The organism is Clostridium ljungdahlii, from assembly GCF_001636845.1.
Lineage (GTDB): Bacteria > Bacillota > Clostridia > Clostridiales > Clostridiaceae > Clostridium_B > Clostridium_B ljungdahlii_A.
This window is the reverse complement of the sequence record NZ_LITT01000058.1, coordinates 1-18,692: the sequence shown is the minus strand read 5'-3', so window position 1 is coordinate 18,692 and position 18,692 is coordinate 1. Positions and strand designations below refer to the sequence as shown.

The 18,692-nt window shown below is 35.3% G+C and carries 12 protein-coding genes and 2 pseudogenes; 5 read left to right on the top strand and 9 right to left on the bottom strand.

Annotated elements, in window-relative coordinates; all coding sequences use genetic code 11:
- The first annotated feature begins 33 nt into the window (after positions 1–33).
- Positions 34–1,170: an acyltransferase gene (locus tag WY13_RS15655; protein WP_063556531.1), complete on the top strand. Its 1,137-nt coding sequence runs from the start codon at positions 34–36 to the stop codon at positions 1,168–1,170.
- Between the two features lie 300 nt (positions 1,171–1,470).
- Positions 1,471–2,343: a CvfB family protein gene (locus WY13_RS15650; RefSeq protein WP_063556530.1), complete on the top strand. Its 873-nt coding sequence runs from the start codon at positions 1,471–1,473 to the stop codon at positions 2,341–2,343.
- 358 nt (positions 2,344–2,701) lie between these two features.
- Here the strand turns inward: WY13_RS15650 and WY13_RS15645 are convergent.
- Positions 2,702–5,328 (bottom strand): annotated as a pseudogene (locus WY13_RS15645) (calcium-translocating P-type ATPase, PMCA-type).
- A 270-nt stretch (positions 5,329–5,598) separates the two neighbouring features.
- Between WY13_RS15645 and WY13_RS15640 the strand changes: the two are divergent.
- Positions 5,599–6,021: a YaaR family protein gene (locus tag WY13_RS15640; protein ID WP_063556529.1), complete on the top strand. Its 423-nt coding sequence runs from the start codon at positions 5,599–5,601 to the stop codon at positions 6,019–6,021.
- Between the two features lie 4 nt (positions 6,022–6,025).
- On the opposite strand, the pseudogene WY13_RS20710 reads toward WY13_RS15640, so the two are convergent.
- Positions 6,026–6,406 (bottom strand): annotated as a pseudogene (locus tag WY13_RS20710) (M14 family zinc carboxypeptidase); the annotation flags it as partial.
- 91 nt (positions 6,407–6,497) lie between these two features.
- Positions 6,498–7,004 carry a gamma carbonic anhydrase family protein gene (locus tag WY13_RS15630; RefSeq protein WP_063556527.1) on the bottom strand — a complete coding sequence of 169 codons (507 nt, stop codon included), beginning with the start codon at positions 7,002–7,004 and terminating at the stop codon, positions 6,498–6,500.
- 316 nt (positions 7,005–7,320) lie between these two features.
- On the opposite strand from WY13_RS15630, the gene WY13_RS15625 reads away from it, so the two are divergent.
- Positions 7,321–10,362, top strand: a complete 3,042-nt coding sequence (locus WY13_RS15625) for a vitamin B12-dependent ribonucleotide reductase (protein ID WP_063556526.1) — start codon at positions 7,321–7,323, stop codon at positions 10,360–10,362.
- A gap of 164 nt (positions 10,363–10,526) precedes the next feature.
- Here the strand turns inward: WY13_RS15625 and WY13_RS15620 are convergent, their stop codons facing one another.
- Positions 10,527–11,558: a fused DSP-PTPase phosphatase/NAD kinase-like protein gene (locus WY13_RS15620; RefSeq protein ID WP_063556525.1), complete on the bottom strand. Its 1,032-nt coding sequence runs from the start codon at positions 11,556–11,558 to the stop codon at positions 10,527–10,529.
- Between the two features lie 196 nt (positions 11,559–11,754).
- On the opposite strand from WY13_RS15620, the gene WY13_RS21180 reads away from it, so the two are divergent.
- The gene (locus WY13_RS21180; protein ID WP_063556524.1) at positions 11,755–12,093 is read left to right on the top strand and encodes a hypothetical protein; all 339 of its coding nucleotides are present in this window, start codon (positions 11,755–11,757) and stop codon (positions 12,091–12,093) included.
- Between the two features lie 324 nt (positions 12,094–12,417).
- Here the strand turns inward: WY13_RS21180 and WY13_RS15610 are convergent, their stop codons facing one another.
- The 5 genes from WY13_RS15610 to WY13_RS21395 all read right to left on the bottom strand — a co-directional run bounded on the left by WY13_RS15610 (position 12,418) and on the right by WY13_RS21395 (position 18,673).
- Positions 12,418–12,732 (bottom strand): DUF2149 domain-containing protein, encoded by a 315-nt coding sequence (locus tag WY13_RS15610; protein WP_063556523.1) that lies wholly within the window; start codon positions 12,730–12,732, stop codon positions 12,418–12,420.
- Positions 12,733–12,756: 24 nt separating this feature from the next.
- Positions 12,757–13,050, bottom strand: coding sequence for a DUF2149 domain-containing protein (locus tag WY13_RS15605; protein ID WP_082848537.1), 294 nt, complete (start codon positions 13,048–13,050; stop codon positions 12,757–12,759).
- Positions 13,025–13,726 (bottom strand): MotA/TolQ/ExbB proton channel family protein, encoded by a 702-nt coding sequence (locus WY13_RS15600; RefSeq protein ID WP_063556521.1) that lies wholly within the window; start codon positions 13,724–13,726, stop codon positions 13,025–13,027. Before WY13_RS15600 ends, WY13_RS15605 begins: the two co-directional genes overlap by 26 nt.
- A gap of 237 nt (positions 13,727–13,963) precedes the next feature.
- Positions 13,964–14,818: a molybdate ABC transporter substrate-binding protein gene (gene modA / locus WY13_RS15595; RefSeq protein WP_063556520.1), complete on the bottom strand. Its 855-nt coding sequence runs from the start codon at positions 14,816–14,818 to the stop codon at positions 13,964–13,966.
- 198 nt (positions 14,819–15,016) lie between these two features.
- Positions 15,017–18,673, bottom strand: a complete 3,657-nt coding sequence (locus WY13_RS21395) for a beta strand repeat-containing protein (protein WP_204377971.1) — start codon at positions 18,671–18,673, stop codon at positions 15,017–15,019.
- Positions 18,674–18,692: the final 19 nt, after the last annotated feature.

Sequence of the window (18,692 nt, the reverse complement as noted above, 5' to 3'; positions counted from 1 at the left end):
ACAAGGATATTTTTTACTTAGGAGGAGGAAAATATGACTAAAGATAGATTAGCAGAATTAGACATAATGAGAGGAATTGCTTTTATTTTAGTAGTAATACAGCACACTTTTGGCGGTTATTCTTTTATAAAAGATATTTCTCTAGAAAATAGACTTATTTCAAAATTTATTTATTCAATAGGTAAAACTGCTGTACCTATATTTGTAGCATTAACTGCCATATGCCTCATTTATGTATATTATGATCATATGAACGTATTAAATTTTTATATAAAAAAACTAAAATTTTTAATTTTACCTTATATCTTTTGTTCCCTTATAAATGATTTAGTTTTAAATCACAGCACTTATGGTTTTACCAACTTTATAGGACAAATAATTACTGGTAATTCTGCTTATCATTTATGGTATATGGGCATGATAATCAGGTTATATTTATATATACCCTTAATCTTTCTATTTATAAAGAAATTAAATGGTACAAGCACTTTTATAAAAAAATCGTTTTTTATATTTTCTTTTGTACTATACTACTTAATACTAAAAAACAACAATTATGTTACTTCTACAATTGGGAAATTATTATTTGGAAATCCTTCTAAATTACAGCAAAGTTTTGTAAACATAACACCTTTACTATGGATTTTCTATTTTGTAGTTGGAGCATATATGATTTTTAATTATACGAATTTAAAAGTTATGGTAAAAAAATACAAATATGTACTTATTGGTGGATACACTATACTTTTATCATATTTTTATTATGATGATATAAAAGATTTTATAGGTAATCCACTTCCATTTATAAAATTTGACCATGCTTTATATATAGTATATGTAACTACAGCAATAATTTTCTTCTATATGCTGTCTCTCTACATAGACACTGTCAGCAAAAAAATTAGTATTTTACTATCATTTATAGGAAAATACTCTTTTCCGGCATATATGCTCCATATTATTGTTATTCAAAAATGGTCAGAAAAGATACCTTCAACTCACTATCTATATAGTCCATTAATAAAACTTTTAGTAACTATAATAATAACTCCTATTATTTGCTGTATAATAAGTTACATTCCTGGAAGCAAGTACCTGATAGGTATTAGATCAAAATTTAAAAATAAATCTATAATAGTACAGAAGTTAAAAATAAATGTTAACAGGTAGATTATTTTTGTTTAACATGAATTTATTTATTCTTTTTATGTACTAACATTTTAATAAATTCAAATTCAATAATATTAATAAAAAAGAAGACTTTGGGAAAAATATTCTAGAGAAAATCCAATACTATATTTCAAAAAGCCAGCTTCAGTTGGATATAAATATATTTTGGTAAAGTTCTTCAGATAGCCATCATATAAAACCTACTTTAAATACTAACTTAACTGGCAGTAACTATAATATTATTATATAATATGTTTGAAGTAGAAGTATTTTAAACATTACAGGGGAGTGAAAATATAGTTGATACTAATAGGGAAATTTAACAAACTAAGAATAGTAAGAGAAGCAAATTTCGGATACTACTTAGATGCAGGAACAGGTAGAACTAAAGACGATATACTTCTTCCTAAAAGCGATATTACTGAGGATACCCTTTCCATTGGCGATGAAGTCAATGCATTCATATATAAGGACTCAAAAGACAGAATAATATCCACTTTAAAAAAACCTAAGGCAGAAATAGGTGAACTTGCATATTTAAGAGTTGTAGCTAATACTAGTTTCGGAAGTTTCGTAGATATAGGCTTGGAAAGAGATGTACTTGTACCTTTAGCAGAACAAAAATATAAGCTGACTCCAGAAAAGTCCTATTTATTTTATCTATATGTAGATAAAACCAATAGAATTGCAGCTACTACGGATATAGACAGATATCTGCTTACCTTAGATGTTGAGAACAATGAAGAAGATGAAAAATACAAACTTAGCAGTGAAGTAAAAGGAATTATTTATGGATTTCAAACCAATAACAGTGCTATGGTTGCCGTAGATAATCTTTACCGAGGGGTTATATTGAATAATGAATATTTTACAGATATTTATCCCGGGGATGAACTCAATTTAAGAATAAAAAAAATATACGAAGATGGCAAACTAGGACTCACTCCTAGAAGTGTACCTAAAAATGAAAGATTATCCTTAGAAGAGTCTATATTAGATTATTTAGAAAATCATAATGGTTTCATGCCATACAATGACAAAAGTTCTCCAGAAGATATAAGAAATACCTTTCATGAAAGTAAAAATTATTTTAAAAATGCTTTAGGTGGACTCATGAAAAGACACCTTATCCTACAAGATGAAAACGGAACAAGACTTAAAAACAACAAATAACATGAAACTTCTAAATAGAAAGTTTACTTATACCAGCCATATACTAACAAATTTCAATTAGAATCATTCATGTATAGATAGTTAGCTCTACAATCTCCATAGGTATTCTAACTTAAAAATCAACTTATACGCAGGCGTATTTTTACAATAATGAAGCTCTTTTAAATATTTTGTATATAAGTCTTAGAAAAAAATTCGTAAAAACTTAGAACTTTTGAATTGTTTGAGGTACGAGTTTTCAAAAGTTTTTAGCTTTTTTAGAATTTTTTACTTAGACTTATCAAAATATTTAATGAGCTGAAAGTTGTAAAAATATCCGGAGAATAAGTTGATTTTTCACTTAGAAACTTTAAATTTTCTATGAAATATTCCTTACTGATTTTCTATAAACAAGCTTTATAATTTCATTCACTAAAAGAGGTACCAAAGAAAGTGCTAATACAAATATCCAATCATTTATTGTAAGTTTAAACACTTTAAATACAGAAGACAAGAAGGGTATCGTAATAACTATACTTTGCATTATTATACCGAGAACTATTGCCCCTATTAAATACTTATTACTGAAAATTCCAATTTCAAACATTGATTTTTCATGATGCCTAATACTTAAAGTATAAAATAGCTGTGATACACTTAACACTACAAAAGCCATAGTCTGCGCATGTATAAGTGAATTAGGATACAGCTTAGTTCCTATATAAAAAGCACCTAAGGTAAGTACTCCTATTAAAACACCATTCACTACTAAAAATACTCCGCTCTTACCTGAAAATAATCCTTTACGTGGATCTCTAGGTTTTTCTTTCATTATATCAGGATCATCAGGATCTACTCCAAGAGCCAAAGCTGGAAGACTATCTGTTATAAGATTTACCCAAAGAAGATGAATTGGTCTTAAAATTGTAGGCCACCCCAAAACTATTGCCATAAACAGTGCTATTATTTCTCCTATATTACATGAAAGAAGAAATACTATAGATTTTCTTATATTATTATATATATTTCTTCCTTGTTTTACAGCTTCCACTATAGTTGAAAAATTATCATCTGTAAGCACCATATCTGCAGCACCTTTTGCCACATCTGTTCCGGTAATTCCCATAGCTACGCCTATATCTGCAGTTTTTAATGAAGGTGCATCATTTACACCATCTCCTGTCATAGATACTGTATTCCCTTTTTTCTTTAATGCCTTTACTATATTTACTTTATGCTCTGGAGACACTCTTGCAAAAACCTTTATGCTATCGATTCTATCATGTATATCTTTTTCTGATAATTTATCAAATTCAGCTCCTAATATAGCCTGAGACTCATGATCTGCTATACCAAGTTCTTTTGCTATGGCAAAAGCGGTATTTTTATGGTCTCCAGTTATCATGACTACCCCTATGCCAGATTTTTTACACTCGTCTATAGATTTTTTTACATTTTCTCTAGGCGGATCTATCATTCCCACAAGGCCCACAAATGTCAAGTCACCTTCCATAGAGTTAATTTCAATTTTAGGTGAATCTACAGCTTTAAAAGCAACTGCCAAAACTCTAAGTGCTTCGTTTGACATAGAATTTACAGCATTAATTACATTTGACTTTAATTCTTCTGTGAAAGAAACGACTTCTCCCTTTAAATATATATGATTACAAATTTTGATTAAATTATCTACTGCACCTTTCGTAATTATACGATACTTATTCCCATATTTATTTAAAGTAGTCATAAGTTTTCTATCTGAATCAAAAGGTATTTCATTTACCCTACTATGTTCTTTACTTTCATCAGATTTAAATACATTGAATTTAGCCCCCATTTCCAAAAGTGCAATCTCAGTAGGATCTCCAGTCTTAGAACTTTCCGAATAAGTAGCATCATTACAAAGTACCATATTTTCTACAAGTTCTTTATGTATATTATTTTTTAAATCAACAGCTGAAATGTTATTTAAAATATTGTCTGCATAAAACTCTGTAACAGTCATCTTATTCTGAGTCAAAGTCCCTGTCTTATCTGAACATATTATATTTACAGAACCGAGTGTTTCTATAGCTGGGAGTTTTCTAATTATTGCATTTTTACCTATCATCCTCTGTACTCCTACTGCAAGCACTATAGTAACCATAGCTGGCAGACCTTCAGGAATAGCAGCCACAGCTAAACTTATAGCTGTTAAAAACATCTCAAATAAATCTCTCTTTTGAATCAATGATGTTATAAACATAAGTACGCATATAATAATAACTACAAAGCCTAGCATTTTTCCAAGCTGGCTTAATTTTTTCTGAAGTGGAGTTAAATTTTTTTCATCATTATCTAACATTTTGGCTATTTTACCTATTTCAGTATTCATCCCGGTTGCCACAGCCACACCTACCCCTCTTCCATAAGTAACTAGTGTGGACATAAATGCCATATTTTTTTGATCTCCAAGAGCTATATCTTGATCTTCTAAAATATCTTCTACATACTTATCAGAAGGCACAGATTCCCCCGTTAATGCAGATTCCTCTATTTTTAAATTTCCGATTTCAACCAGTCTTAAATCACAAGGAACGTACTTACCCGCATCTAATATGATTATATCTCCCACGACTATGTTTTCAGAAGAAATCTCTATAACTTCTCCATTTCTTTTAACCAATGCTTTAGGCACTGAAAGTTTTTTAGAGAATCCAATGCTTTTTCAGCTTTTGATTCTTGAATTAAGCCTATTACTGCATTTAATACAACTACAACCATTATTATGATTGCATCACTTATTTCACCAAGTGCCGCTGAAACCACTGCCGCTGCAAGTAATATATATATAAGTACATCATTTATTTGTTCAAATAAAAGCTTTAAAATTGATTTCTTCTTTTTTTCAATTAGCTTATTTTCTCCATATTTTTTTATTCTAACTGAAGCTTCCTCAGATGTTAAGCCATTTATCACATCTGTACCCAATTCTCTTGTTATTTCTTCAATACTTTTTTTGTACCACATAAAATCCCCTGCCTTTCATTCTATTTTTTGAATTCACCTCAATCTTATACACATTAAATAATTATTGTTGTTACAAAATGATACTCTACAGGATAATATATGTTGATATATTTTTAAAATCAAAAAATATATATTTTAATTTAATTTTAAATGCAATTAACTATATTTTTCACAAAATATTATATATAATAAGTATATAATATTTTTTTATATAGATTCTAATTAATTACTAAACTAGAATCCCTATAAATAAAAATGCGGAGGACTATTATGGAAATTTCTAGAATTGGTGTAACTTCTAAACCTTCTTCAAGCAATAAAAATATATCTGTTAAAAAGGACTTTTCCCAGAGTTTTAATTCACAAATGGAGAAAAAGTCAGAGCAGGAACTTAAAAATATGTTTGATAGTATAAAAAAGAAAGGAAACAGACTTGCTATAACAAAATGCTATTCAGATGTAAGATCTTATAAAAAAATGATAAAAGAATACCTTGAATCCGTCTTAAGTTACATGTATAGCATAAAAAAGGATATAAGCTTCTGGCAAACTCAATATTTCATAACTGTAGATACTATAGATAGTAAATTGGAGGAGCTAACTAATATGCTCATGAGTGAACAAAAAGATAACTTAAGCGTAGCAGCTACTATAGATGATATAAGTGGTCTTTTAGTAGATATATATAAATAAGCACTTATATAACTGAGGCTAACAAAAGAATTTCTTCATTGTTATTATATATTTTTGGAAATTGGGTTATTGGAAGTGGATTAGTACCTTTTCCAACTTCTATAGTAAACCCAGGTCTGCCATGGCTTTTTATGAACCAATCCTTATATCCTGAATAAGATGTTATCCCTGAAGTCTGCTCTAATCTATATCCACTTACCCTAGCAAACAATTCTCCTATCCTCCTTGATTCTGGAGGTGTAAGTGCATTGTACTGCCAGTAAATAACCTCACCCTGACTGTGATATGCCGAAACTAGTCTAAAATTATGACTATTTATAAATACTACCATAGACCTAGTTTCAGGTTCTGATTCAGGATAAGGCCCTGAGTGCCTCTGGAGTCCAGTTTAAATATTGGCATATAAATTCCCCTAAATATTATTACTATATTATTTTTATGCAAGCTTTATAAATATGTGATTAATATACTGTTTTTTAATATTCACTATAATTTTTAGCCCTCTCAATATAGTCTTCTGCTGACCGCCTAAGAGACTTCTTTTCTTCCAAAGTAAGTTTTCTAATTACCTTTGCAGGTGAACCCATGCATAACACCCCTGACGGTATTTTTTTATTTTTAGTTACCAAACTTCCTGCCCCTATGATGCTCTCCGAACCAATTTCCGCATTATCTAAAATTATAGAGCCCATACCAATTAAGGAATTATCTCCAATTTTGGCTCCATGTATCACTGCATTATGACCAACAGTAACATATTCTCCTATCTCTGCTGGACTTTTTTCACCAGTATGAACAGTGCAATTATCCTGTATATTACTTCCTTTTCCTACATATATATTACTTACATCACCTCTAAGCACAGCCCCAAACCATATATTTACATTTTTACAAAGTTTAACTTTTCCTATAACTTCTGCATTATCTACTACAAAACAGCTTTTATCTATATCTGGTATGTAACGTTCAAATTTTCTTATCATATAATTTGCTCTCCTTAAAAATTTAATATTTAAAAACATATATTTAAATTATAAATCATTATAATTGCAAAATAAAAGCATATGAAGAAAAAAACTATGTTATTTTCTTCATATGCTAAAATATAATATATATTATGAATTGAGTTTTTCTAGAATATATCATATAATATGAATATAAAATCACTATATATAGTACAGCATATTTTTTTACTATACTATATATAGTATTTTTATTTAATTATACTTATGAAAACTAGCAATTTCATATAAGGCTTTAATTAAAAAAATCCTTAAATATTATTAGGAGGTAGGCCAATTGGACTGCATTAAAGATTTGTTTAAAAGATACTTTACAAAATCTCTTAAACACAACAATAATAAAACAGTATATGATCTATTTAAATGGAAAAAAGTTGACGTGTTCTTAAAAGATCATAAAACAGGAAAAGTGTTAGTTGATATGAAAAATCTAGAGTTTCCTGAAAATTATTCTCAAAATGCTTGCGATATAATAGCTTCTAAATACTTTAGAAAAGCTGGAGTTCCCGGAGAAAATGGTTATGAAAATAGTATGAAATCTGTAACTCACAGGATGGTAAACTTCTGGTGTGAATCACTAAAAGATGAAGGACTTATAAATACAGAAGAGGAGTCTTCTATTTTTTATGATGAATGTGCATATGCTCTCTTAAATCAGATGTGTGCTCCTAATTCTCCTCAATGGTTTAATACAGGTCTTAAACTATCTTATGACATATGCGGTGCTAAACAGGGAAATTACTACTTCGATGAAAACCTCAATAAAGTAGTAGAGTCTAAAGATAATTATACAAGAACCCAGGCTTCTGCTTGCTTTATACTTTCTATTGAAGATAAACTTTTAGGATCACATTCCATATCAAATCAATTTGTCACAGAGACAAAATTATTTAAGGGAGGTTCTGGAACTGGCACTAATTTTTCTACTATAAGAGCAAAAGGTGAAAAATTATCTGGTGGAGGTTCTTCTTCCGGACTTATGAGTTTTTTAAAAGCATTGGATAAAAATGCAGGAGCTATTAAATCTGGTGGTACTACAAGAAGAGCTGCAAAAATGGTATGCCTTGATGTAAATCATCCAGAAATAATGGACTTTATAAACTGGAAATCCAAAGAAGAAGACAAAGTAAGAGCTCTTGGTAAAATGGGCTATGATACAGATATCGATGGTGAAGCTTACGAAACTGTATCTGGCCAAAACAGTAATAATTCAGTAAGATTTTCCGATGAATTTATGAATAAAGTAAACAAATTAGAAGAAAATCCAGATGATACCATTGAGCTTACTGGTAGAACTGACCCAAGACTTAATAAGATAGAAAAAGTAAAAAGCATATGGGATGCCTTTAATAATTCTGCCTGGAAATGTGCTGATCCTGCACCTCAGTTCAGTACTACATTTAACGCCTGGCATACCTGTCCTGCAGGTGAAGATGGAAGACTAAATGCTCCTTATAACAGGATAAATTCTACAAACCCCTGCGGAGAATATGCTTTTTTGGATGATACTTCCTGTAACCTTGCTTCTATAAATATATACAAGTTCTACAATATAACTAATAACACTTTTGACATAGAGGGCTATTTGCACATAATAGATCTTGTTCAGCTTATTCTTGAATCTTCAATACACTGGGGACAATTTCCTACAGAAGATATAGCCAGAAAAACTTATCTTTTTAGAACTACAGGACTTGGTATATCAAATATAGCTTCGCTATTTATGGTTATGGGTTATCCTTACGATTCGGATGAAGCTAGAACTTTAGCTGCATCACTTGTTGGGATACTTACAGGTGAGTCTTATTATGTGTCTTCTCTTATGGCAAAAGAGATAGGTGCCTTTAAAAAATTTGAAATAAATAAGCCCTATATGATGAGAGTTTTGAGGAATCATGCTAGAGCGGCCTCCGTAGATATGGAGTCTCTCCGAGCAATTCTAGGGAATAACTTTTCAAATGAATTTGAAGATCTAAATTATGTTCCGTTAAAAGTAAACCACAGCGTTCTAAAAAAGGAAGGACTTTCTTACATAGGAAAGACTTTAAAAGATTGCTGGATAAATGCGCTTAAAAGTGGTATCAAATTTGGATACAGAAATGCCCAAGTTTCAGTTATAGCCCCTACAGGAACCATATCCTTTGCCATGGACTGTGGAGCTACTTCAATAGAACCATTTTTCAGTCACATTGTTTATAAGAAATTATCTGGAGGAGGATTTATGACTATTATAAATCCTGTAATAACCATTGCCCTTAAAAACCTAGGTTATACCTCTGAACAAATAGAAAACATACTGTCCTATGTACTCGAAAAGGAAAATGTATGTGAAAATGACTATACTTATGAAAAAATACTGGATGGCAAAATAGAAGGTGCGCCTCATTTAAAAGATGAACACCTAAGTATATTTGATACTTCAAATAAATGCGGCAGCGGTGAAAGATATATTGATCCTATGGGACATGTAAAGATGGTAGCCTCTTTGACCCCTCTTATATCAGGTTCCGTTTCTAAAACTGTAAATTTACCCAAAACTGCTTCAGTACAAGATTTTAAAGATGTTGTCCTTACCTCTTGGAAACTGGGAGTTAAAGGCATTACCCTTTATAGGGATTCTTCTAAAGCTGCTCAGCCTTTAAATACCACTTTGTCAGATTCCAATGATATAAATATCGAAGATTTTACCTATAACCAACTTTTATCAAAGGTAAAGGAACTGCAAAAGGGAATAAAATATTCAAAGCGAGATAAAATTATTGGAATTCGCACAGGAACTACACACCCTGCTCAAATAGATGACGTCAAGATATACACTACAGTAAACAGAAATTCTAATGATGAAATATCTGAAATATATATAACTACAGATAGAGAGGGTACCATAATAATGGGACTTCTAAATTCCCTATCTAAAGCAATATCCGTTATGCTGCAATACCATGTTCCACCTCAGGATATATCACGAATGCTCAGGGGACAAAAATATGAGCCTTATGGATTTGTTCAGAAGCATCCCTACATAAAATATGTATCCTCAATTTCAGACCTTATAAGTAAGGTAATTGATATAGAGCTGGGAGATTATTCAAGGTGTCAAGTTAAACCTGAAAATTATGATAAGGACAGCTTAGTTTTAGGCAATTCTTCACCTGAATTAAACACTATAAAAACTAATGTAAATGAAACAAAAATAAAAAAAATAGATGGCGAAAAAGTTTATGGCGCAGTATGCCCTACTTGTTCAAGCACTAGGATGGTAAGAAACGGCACTTGTATGGTATGTCTTGACTGTGGTTCTACTACAGGATGCAGCTAATTCTTATTTTGTCTATCATCAAGCAGGCAGTCTAATTTTATCTTAAATTTGGACTGCCTGTTTTTAGAATATACCATCAATTTAGCCAAAGTATAGGTTTAAGATTACTTAAAAATGTAGTAGATTACTCATTTATACAATATATAATAATAAATCTAGTCTATCTAAGTTCTAATCCATTGTGACCATGTAGTTTTAAAGTTGTCATCATTTTCAACACAATATATATAAAATCTTTCTATTAATTTAGCTCTTTGTTTGGAGCGGTTCATTAGGTATAGTTCATTTCTAAGTAAGTTCTTTCCTCCTAGTAAGACCTGTCTATTCATTATATTTTGGAGACTAACATTTTTAGCGTTTTTCATCATATCATACATCACCATAAAAGTACCTGTTCTTCCTACTCCACCTTTACAATGAAAATGCAGCCAAGTATTTTTGGGCAATGACTTAACAAATTTTATAAAATAATCAACCATGTCATTAGTAGGCTTTTCTTTGTCTGTTACTGGTATACGCATATATGACATACCATAGCTTTGAACTAATTTTTCTTCAGCCTCAACCTTCTTCGGTATTAATATTTTATCGCCAATAGGTAATGGTTTGTTTAATAAGATACGTTGTAATCTCGTATTTTCATCAAATAAAACTTCTTCTTTAGTCAAGCCTTTATTAGCTTTGTTTCTGTTACCTGACCAACTTATCGCTATACCGTTAATAAATCCATGTGATTCTTGTCTTAAGTCAACTATAATTATTGGCATAGCATCGCCTAGGGATTGTTTAATTAATATAAGACTATTTTCAGAAAATTGAGAACTACCAGATATATTTAAATTAGCTAATCCATTTAAGTTTATAACTTTATTACCTTTAAAATTAGTTAAATCAGTAGTTTTGCGAAAGTGTTTAGATAACTTTTTTGTATTATTAGAATTTATAACAAGGTGCATATTATTATTTTGAGGTTCATAATAGCGTTCTTGTATCATTCCATCATTCATATGCAAGCCATATTTATAAAAAAGTGGATGCCAATAAGCAGGTACTTTATATGGACAACGGTGTAAATAATAACAAAGATGCGAATATTTATACAGATAAGCATACCAGCCATAATGGTTATGTTTAAAACTATCCTCAACTAAATTGTAATTTGTGGAGTTATTTGAAATTATTTTATTTTGTTTCATATATAATTCTCCATAAAAGTTTTTCACATTATATTGTATGATATTAACTCATATTGTTCTTAATTATTTCTACCAATTTTATAATTTTATTATGGAATTAATATTTTTTACTACTGTGTATAAAGGCATATTTATCAATTAAAAAGGCTTCATTGCCTTTTTAATTTGCCCATTCTTTAGTGACAATCTTGCTCTGATGCCAGATAATCACATAGGTTCATACCGGGCAGAATACAATGGTAAAGTAAAAAAAGCTAATAGTTATACTTTAAGTATTGTAGATAATGATAAAAAGTTTACTAAAGCAACTTTTAAACTAAAAAATTCTAATTTTAACCTAGAATTAGATATTCCCAAATCAGGCAAAAGCATTTTAAACAAAATAGTTAACTATAAGGGATTTAAATTCAAAATTATTAGTATAAACCGTTTATCAAATGACAGTATAGAGTTAATTTACAATTATATAAATGACAGCAATTCAAGATTACAAACTTCAAATATTTTATTTGAAAGCGTTACTGGCGGAGAATAGCTGTATTTTATATTTTTCTGTTGTATGATTACGTGTGTTGTGATTATTTCACAAAAATTATACATGGTGAGTCGTGCAAATATCTCTTGTATGATGTAGTCCACATTTTTTCTACTATTTATCAAGTCTTTTTGAAGATTTTGATAAATTTATTATGTAAAAAAAGAACAGATATGTATTTTTAAACACACTCTGTTCCATAACTATAGCTTGTTTCAGAAATTGAGCAATTTTAATGACTATCATCATGTGAGTTTATACTTAAATATGATAGTTTTTATCGGCTCAACTTCTGAATCCAAACCTATTCATTTTTTCACAATGTTATTTTTTCTGTGGCTTCACAATATAAATTTTTCCTGTCTTGGGGTCCAAAACGGCAGATCCTACATTGCCACTTGAACTTTTATCTTTCATCTGCGTGGTTAATTCTTTCGGATTATTGATCTTTATAAGCTGTTTTTGGTTTAAAATGACCACCAAGTTTTTCATGTTTATATTCCAGAAAATCATAATTGAAAGTAAAAGTCCGCAGATAAAAACAAGCATAACATCAACCAGATTTACCACGCTTTCCATGGGACTTATCTCTTCCCTGTAACTGGCTCTTTTGGATTGAAGTCGTCCTCTGTTCAACATAATCTTCTCCTTTTGCTGTATAAATTATTTCGCCCCGGTTTTAGAAGTATCTTTGCTTTTACTCTCGTCGGTTTTAATAATATACATTTTTTTTGTCACCGGATCTTCATAAACCTGTCCCATATCTTGATAACTATTACTCTTTGTCTTGTTAATCTGGTCACTCGGATTCATTTTAATATTCCAGAGAGAAGCAATTGAAACCATTAAGCCGCAGGCGAAAATCAGCATGATGTCAATTAAATTGACCACACTTTCCATCGGGTTAATTGCCTGCCGGTTATTTTTTCTTCTAGACTTGATTAATCTTCTTCTCATAGCTTTTTTTCATTCCTTTCTCATCAATTAAGCCGATTAGCTTATCAGGAACATCAATGATTTTATCCATCAAACTTTCTAGGATAGCTTCATTGGTGCTGATATAACCTTCATACCAGTGACCTCTCAAATAGGAAATTGAGAAACAAATCGCTGCGACGAATACTCCGGATATGGTCGTATCAAAACCGACGCCGATAGAGCTGGAAAGAGTCTTGATATCGCCCTTCCCCAAGGCTACGATTCCGGGACCCAATGGAATCAAGGTGCCCATCAGGCCGATCATTGGCCCCAGTTTGGCGATCAGATCAGTAGGCGCCATAATTTTCCGATAATAAGCGTCTTCTATGCTTATTAGTTTTTGCGCATAGGCTGCCAGAGAATTTTCTGGCATATTTTCGGCCTCAGTTAGTTTTACGGCGAGCTGTTTCTGACGCTTAAGCAGTTTGCTGTCCTTGATGATTTGTAGGGCACTTTCTTTCCCCATGCGGTTGATCTTCTTTAATAGTTCCGGAATGTCTTCTTTCATTTTTCTACGTTCTATGATGTACTCCATCAGGAGATCCCCAATTTGCCAGATTGTGATGACAATCATAATAAGCAAGACAACCATACAAGGGTTGAGAATGCCCTGGCCAAAAGTGTGAAGAATATTTCTTAAAAAATTTCCTATCATAATAACCTCCAAATTTTCGTGATAAGGTAGTTGGTTAGTTTCAATTTGAGAGCTAACCGACTATCCTTTTTTTCTTAAATGTAAAACTTTTATTTCTATCAATTCACGAACGATAGCGAACGATAGCGTTTGTTTATTATTGTAAGGCAAACGCTGTCGTTTGATTAGCACAATGATAGAATGCCCTATTGCCTTATAACAAATGCCTTCTTAACTATTCTTAACTATTCTTAACTATTACTGCGCAGGGCTAAATCCAGCGGTTTGGAAAACACCGTCTGGGTTAACGATATCTGCTTTTAGCAAATCAACAAGTGCCTGGGCTGCTGGTTTTCTGACAGTATCATTCATGGCAGCATTCGTGATGCCGATAGGATAGATGATATTAACATCTTGGCTATCTAACACGGTAAGATTACTACCTTGAGTTTTAGCGTCAGTTGCATAGACAGAACCGAGTTGGTTCACACCATTAACAACAGCGGTCAACACAGCGGTAACGTTGCTATATTCCGTTGCATGAGTTAAAATGTCATTCCATTGAGTGCCGAATACCTGCTGTGTGTAGGTTCCTGCTGGTACAACAGCTGGGTCTCCAACGGCAATTGTCCTGTTGGCATCACCATTCAACCAATTTAAAACGCCTGAATATTGAAGGTTGGTAATACCACTGTTTGATTTTGCGATAAGCACCAATTGGTTATTAAGCAAATTGTATACAGTGCTAGATTGTATGATATTTGCAGTAACCGCAGAATTCATTCGCGCCAAGTCCGCAGAGATGAAAATATCGGCGGTATGATTGGGATCCGCTTCCATCTGATTGAGCAGATTTCCGGAGCTGTCATAGGTCACATTAACCTTTGTGTTGGGATTCTGGTCCTCAAACGTTCTTAGCAGGGTGCCGCTGGGATACACTCCATTCTGCCTCTCGCCAAGGGTATAACGCGTGCTGGCTGCTGCCATTAAATTAAGCGTTGTTGTTGAATTGGTGCCGGTGGACGCCGCAAATGAAGGAGTCGCGAGGCCCAGCATTAGTACTATGCTCAGCGCAAAGGATGAAATGAACTTTAAAAGTTTATTGGATTTCATTATTTATCACTCCTTAATAATTTTTTTGTAAATGTGCCATGAATCAAGGCATTTGTTATGAAGGCTTAAGGCACTCTATCATTGCGCTAATCTGGACTAAGAAATATATATCTTTTCAACGTGTACCGTTTAACAGCGGTGCACGTTGAAAGCTAAGTTAAGCACATTTTCTCTTATTTTTATCAATTTTCGGAGCGTTTACTGCTCGCGGCTTTTTCTGTATCGCCTAAATCCTCCTAGACCCGCTAGGGCAACAATAAATAGAAGCAATACTCTAATGATGATCGGATTATTTTGGATTGCATCATGGACAATCTCATAAACGTTCGCACTTTTTGAAACTGGTTTCGTTGCTTTTGCTGTCGATTTGCCCGAGGTATTGCTGGCATCTTTTACAGGTCCTGGTTTTTTTACCGTGTTTGTTTGCACGGGTTCTGGTTTCGACGCTGTAACCGATTTGTTTGTTATCGGTGTAGTATTAGGGCTGTTCGATGCTACTAATTTAGTCGCTTGAGCAGCAAGTGCGGTGCTGCCAGGTGTACCAGAAACAGATGGATTATTATTACCCGCTGGATTGCTATTGCCCTTTGGATTGTTATTACCCGCTGGATTGTTATTACCCGTTGGATTATTATTACCTGTTGGATTGCTATTACCCGTTGGATTGTTACCACCAGTTGGATTATCATTTCCAGTTGGATTGTTACCACCAGTTGAATTGTTACCACCAGTTGAATTGTTACCACCAGTTGAATTGTTACCACCAGGTTGAGTATTACCACCAGGTTGAGTATTACCACCAGGTGGATTAGTATTGTTGTCGCCGATACCGGTCTTGCTGCCCGAGGCGATAATTGGGTCTCCGTTTGTGGCGATGCCCTTATCGACCTTGCCGAAACTGTTGTTGCCTGAGATGTCAATCCCCTTTAGGTGATCGCGCTCTATGGCATTGCCTATAATGCCGCCGACGTAGATATAATCTGGATTAATCGGAGTCGTCTTCACGGCATTGGGGTCAACCGTGCAGATTACATTTCCAGAGTTGGTGGAGTCCGTAATCTTTATGCTCGTGTCGCCTTCGGTGCCCCATGCTGGGGATGCAACGCCGACGATACCCCCTAGGTTATTCGCCGTGCCCGTAACGTCACCGGAGTTTTGACAACCTTTGACGTTCACGGCGATGTCAATTGCACCACCGAGTATTCCGCCAGCGGCGTTGGTATAAGCCGGATTGTCGAATCCTCCCACATAATCGGACGATGTCTGAGCTATTGAGATTACTTTTCCTGTGTTGCTGCAGTTAATAAAGTCGGCGGTGCAATCCTTGCCTGAGGTTACCCCGGCGATGCCGCCGATTGTTTTTTCCCCGGTGATATTGCCTGAGTTTACGCAGTTAATAATAACCGAATGCGTCGGCACTGTGTCAGTACTAACCGAATTGATCGGCGGTGCGAATTCTAATCCGCCGACATCGCCGACAATGCCGCCGATTTGACCACCTGTGCCTCCCGTGATATTGCCGCTGTTCGTGCAGTTCGAAATGGTACTGTTCATCGCACTATACGCAATACCGCCGATATAGCCGTTGGTTGAGTTAATATCCGCTTTGTTGTGGCAATTTTCGATGAGGCCGTTAGTGATCGTATTGGCGATACCTCCGCCGCCGGCAGTCTCAATAAAGTTAAGCGAGCCATCAACGGTCAGGTTTTTAATCGTAGCGCCAACGCAGCCGCCGAAGAGCGGGGAATTTTTGATAGTCACTGTAAATCCCGCGCCATCGAACGTGCCAGCATAACAATCATAAATTCTGCCGCTGATTGTTCCTATTCCTATTCCCGAGAATTGCGTCAACGGCACTTTGGACATATCAATGTTGTTCACAAGCCGGCCGTTAATCTTGTTTTGCGTGCCTGATTCGACATTATTGTTTACGGTCTGGTAGAACCAGAGGATGTCGCTCACCGTTGACAGCAAATAAGTCCCGTCCGCGTCGGTAAGAGGCGGCTGCGAATTGTAGATGTATATACCGGGAACCCCTGGAAATATTTGCGTAAGAGAGAAGCTATCAGGGTTAGAGGCACTGTTTGCGTTCGAATTCCCGCTATCATCCGTAAACGTCGTATTGTCTAGCCCGTCGCCAATGTCCGAATTGATCGAGCCGGTCTTAATATAGTAGTTGCCCGTATAAACCGCCGGAGCCGCTGTGGCCTTGCCGACAATCCCTCCTGCATTCAGCTTGGAGTCCGTTGCGGTGACGTTGCCGAGATTGAAGTTAGCTGTGATTTTCGAGTCGGAGGAGTCGTTTTTGCCCACAATTCCGCCGACAGAAGCATCCGAACCGGTGACCGCGGCCTTATTGTACGATTGCAAAACACTTGTGCCAGTGCCGTAAATGGAACCGACGATGCCGCCGGTACTGCCGCCGGTACTGCTGACCGCGCCGGTGTTGAATACATTGTTGAATGTCGTTCCGGTAGCTTGCCCGGCAACGCCGCCGGTATTGCCGCCACCGCTGACTGCACCGCCGCCGCTCCATAGTTTATGGGCTGCATCGTAGACGCCGTTACCGCTCTGCTTGATAATGCCGTTTTTAATCGAACCGACGATACTTCCTGTGTTGGTTCCACCGCTGATATTGCCATTATTGAAGCAAAAGTACATCATCCGGTCCGAGTCGGTCGTCTTACCCATCCCGTCAAACGTGCCCGCGATACCGCCGACGTTGACGTTACTGCCTTGTGCCGCCGTGACGGAAATACTGCCATTGTATATTTTTTTGCCATAACGGCTACTACCGTAGTTCGAGACTCCGACGATGCCGCCGATATTCGCTCCGTCAGAGGCTGTGCCGGATATCGACACGCTGCTTATGATTGTCGGGTAGATGTAACTACCGGTGGATACGCCCACAAGACCTCCGACGTTCGCGCCGCCGAAGGCGCCAGTAATAGTACCTGCCACCGATACATTAGCAAGAACACCTCCACTACCCAAGTAGTTGACCAAACCGCCGACGTCTGAGCTTCCGTCCGTTACCACGCGGGCGATTTTGATCGTGTGATTCTGGTAATTCGCGCCTGAAATCGTTCCTACAAACGGATGGTCCTTGGTGCCGATACCGGCGAAAGTCGTTCCTGTCATGTCAATATCGTTTTGTATAGTAGCGTTAATAGCGGTATAGCCCAAAGTATTGACCGCGTTCGCAAACGCCAGCACATCGGCCGGAGTGTATAAGTTGTAAGAACCGACTTTGCAGCCCATGGAGACGTAAGAATCGACGGAAGACATGGTAAGGCTGGTGATTGTTCTCGTCAGCGTTATACTTCCTTCCGTAGGTCCAGCGATAGTGATGGTCCCGAGGCTTTCCTGAGTCGGTATCATTTTCATGCTAGATTTAGGAAAGTTCATCGACGTCAAGCCATCGCCCGTGGTGTTCGCGCGTATAGACGGGTCGGTGAACAACACCATTGGATTATAGGGTGAGACGCTGACCTTACGCGTACCCTCGCTGTTGAAAGGCAGTATTTTGAACACCAGCTTGAGATCAAGCATCTCACCCTTTTTAATAACAGGGGTCACTCCGTCCGATTCGACCCATATATCCTGGCTATAACTTGGTTCATTTTGGGGCGCCATACTTTGAACATTCAACTTTCCCGCCAAAATTCCGGCGTTGGCCGCTTTAGTCGCGTCAGGATCCAATTGTAAATCCGATGCAAAGTTATCATTGCCACCATACATGATCGCTGCTTCAAATCCGTACACGTCCTTATCGGTGGGTGCCGTAATCTTTGCAGTGACCGTAGTGGGCTGTTCGTTGCCGCCAACATTGGCGGTAGGCGTGTCAAACACCACGCTGGCGTAAAATAAAGTA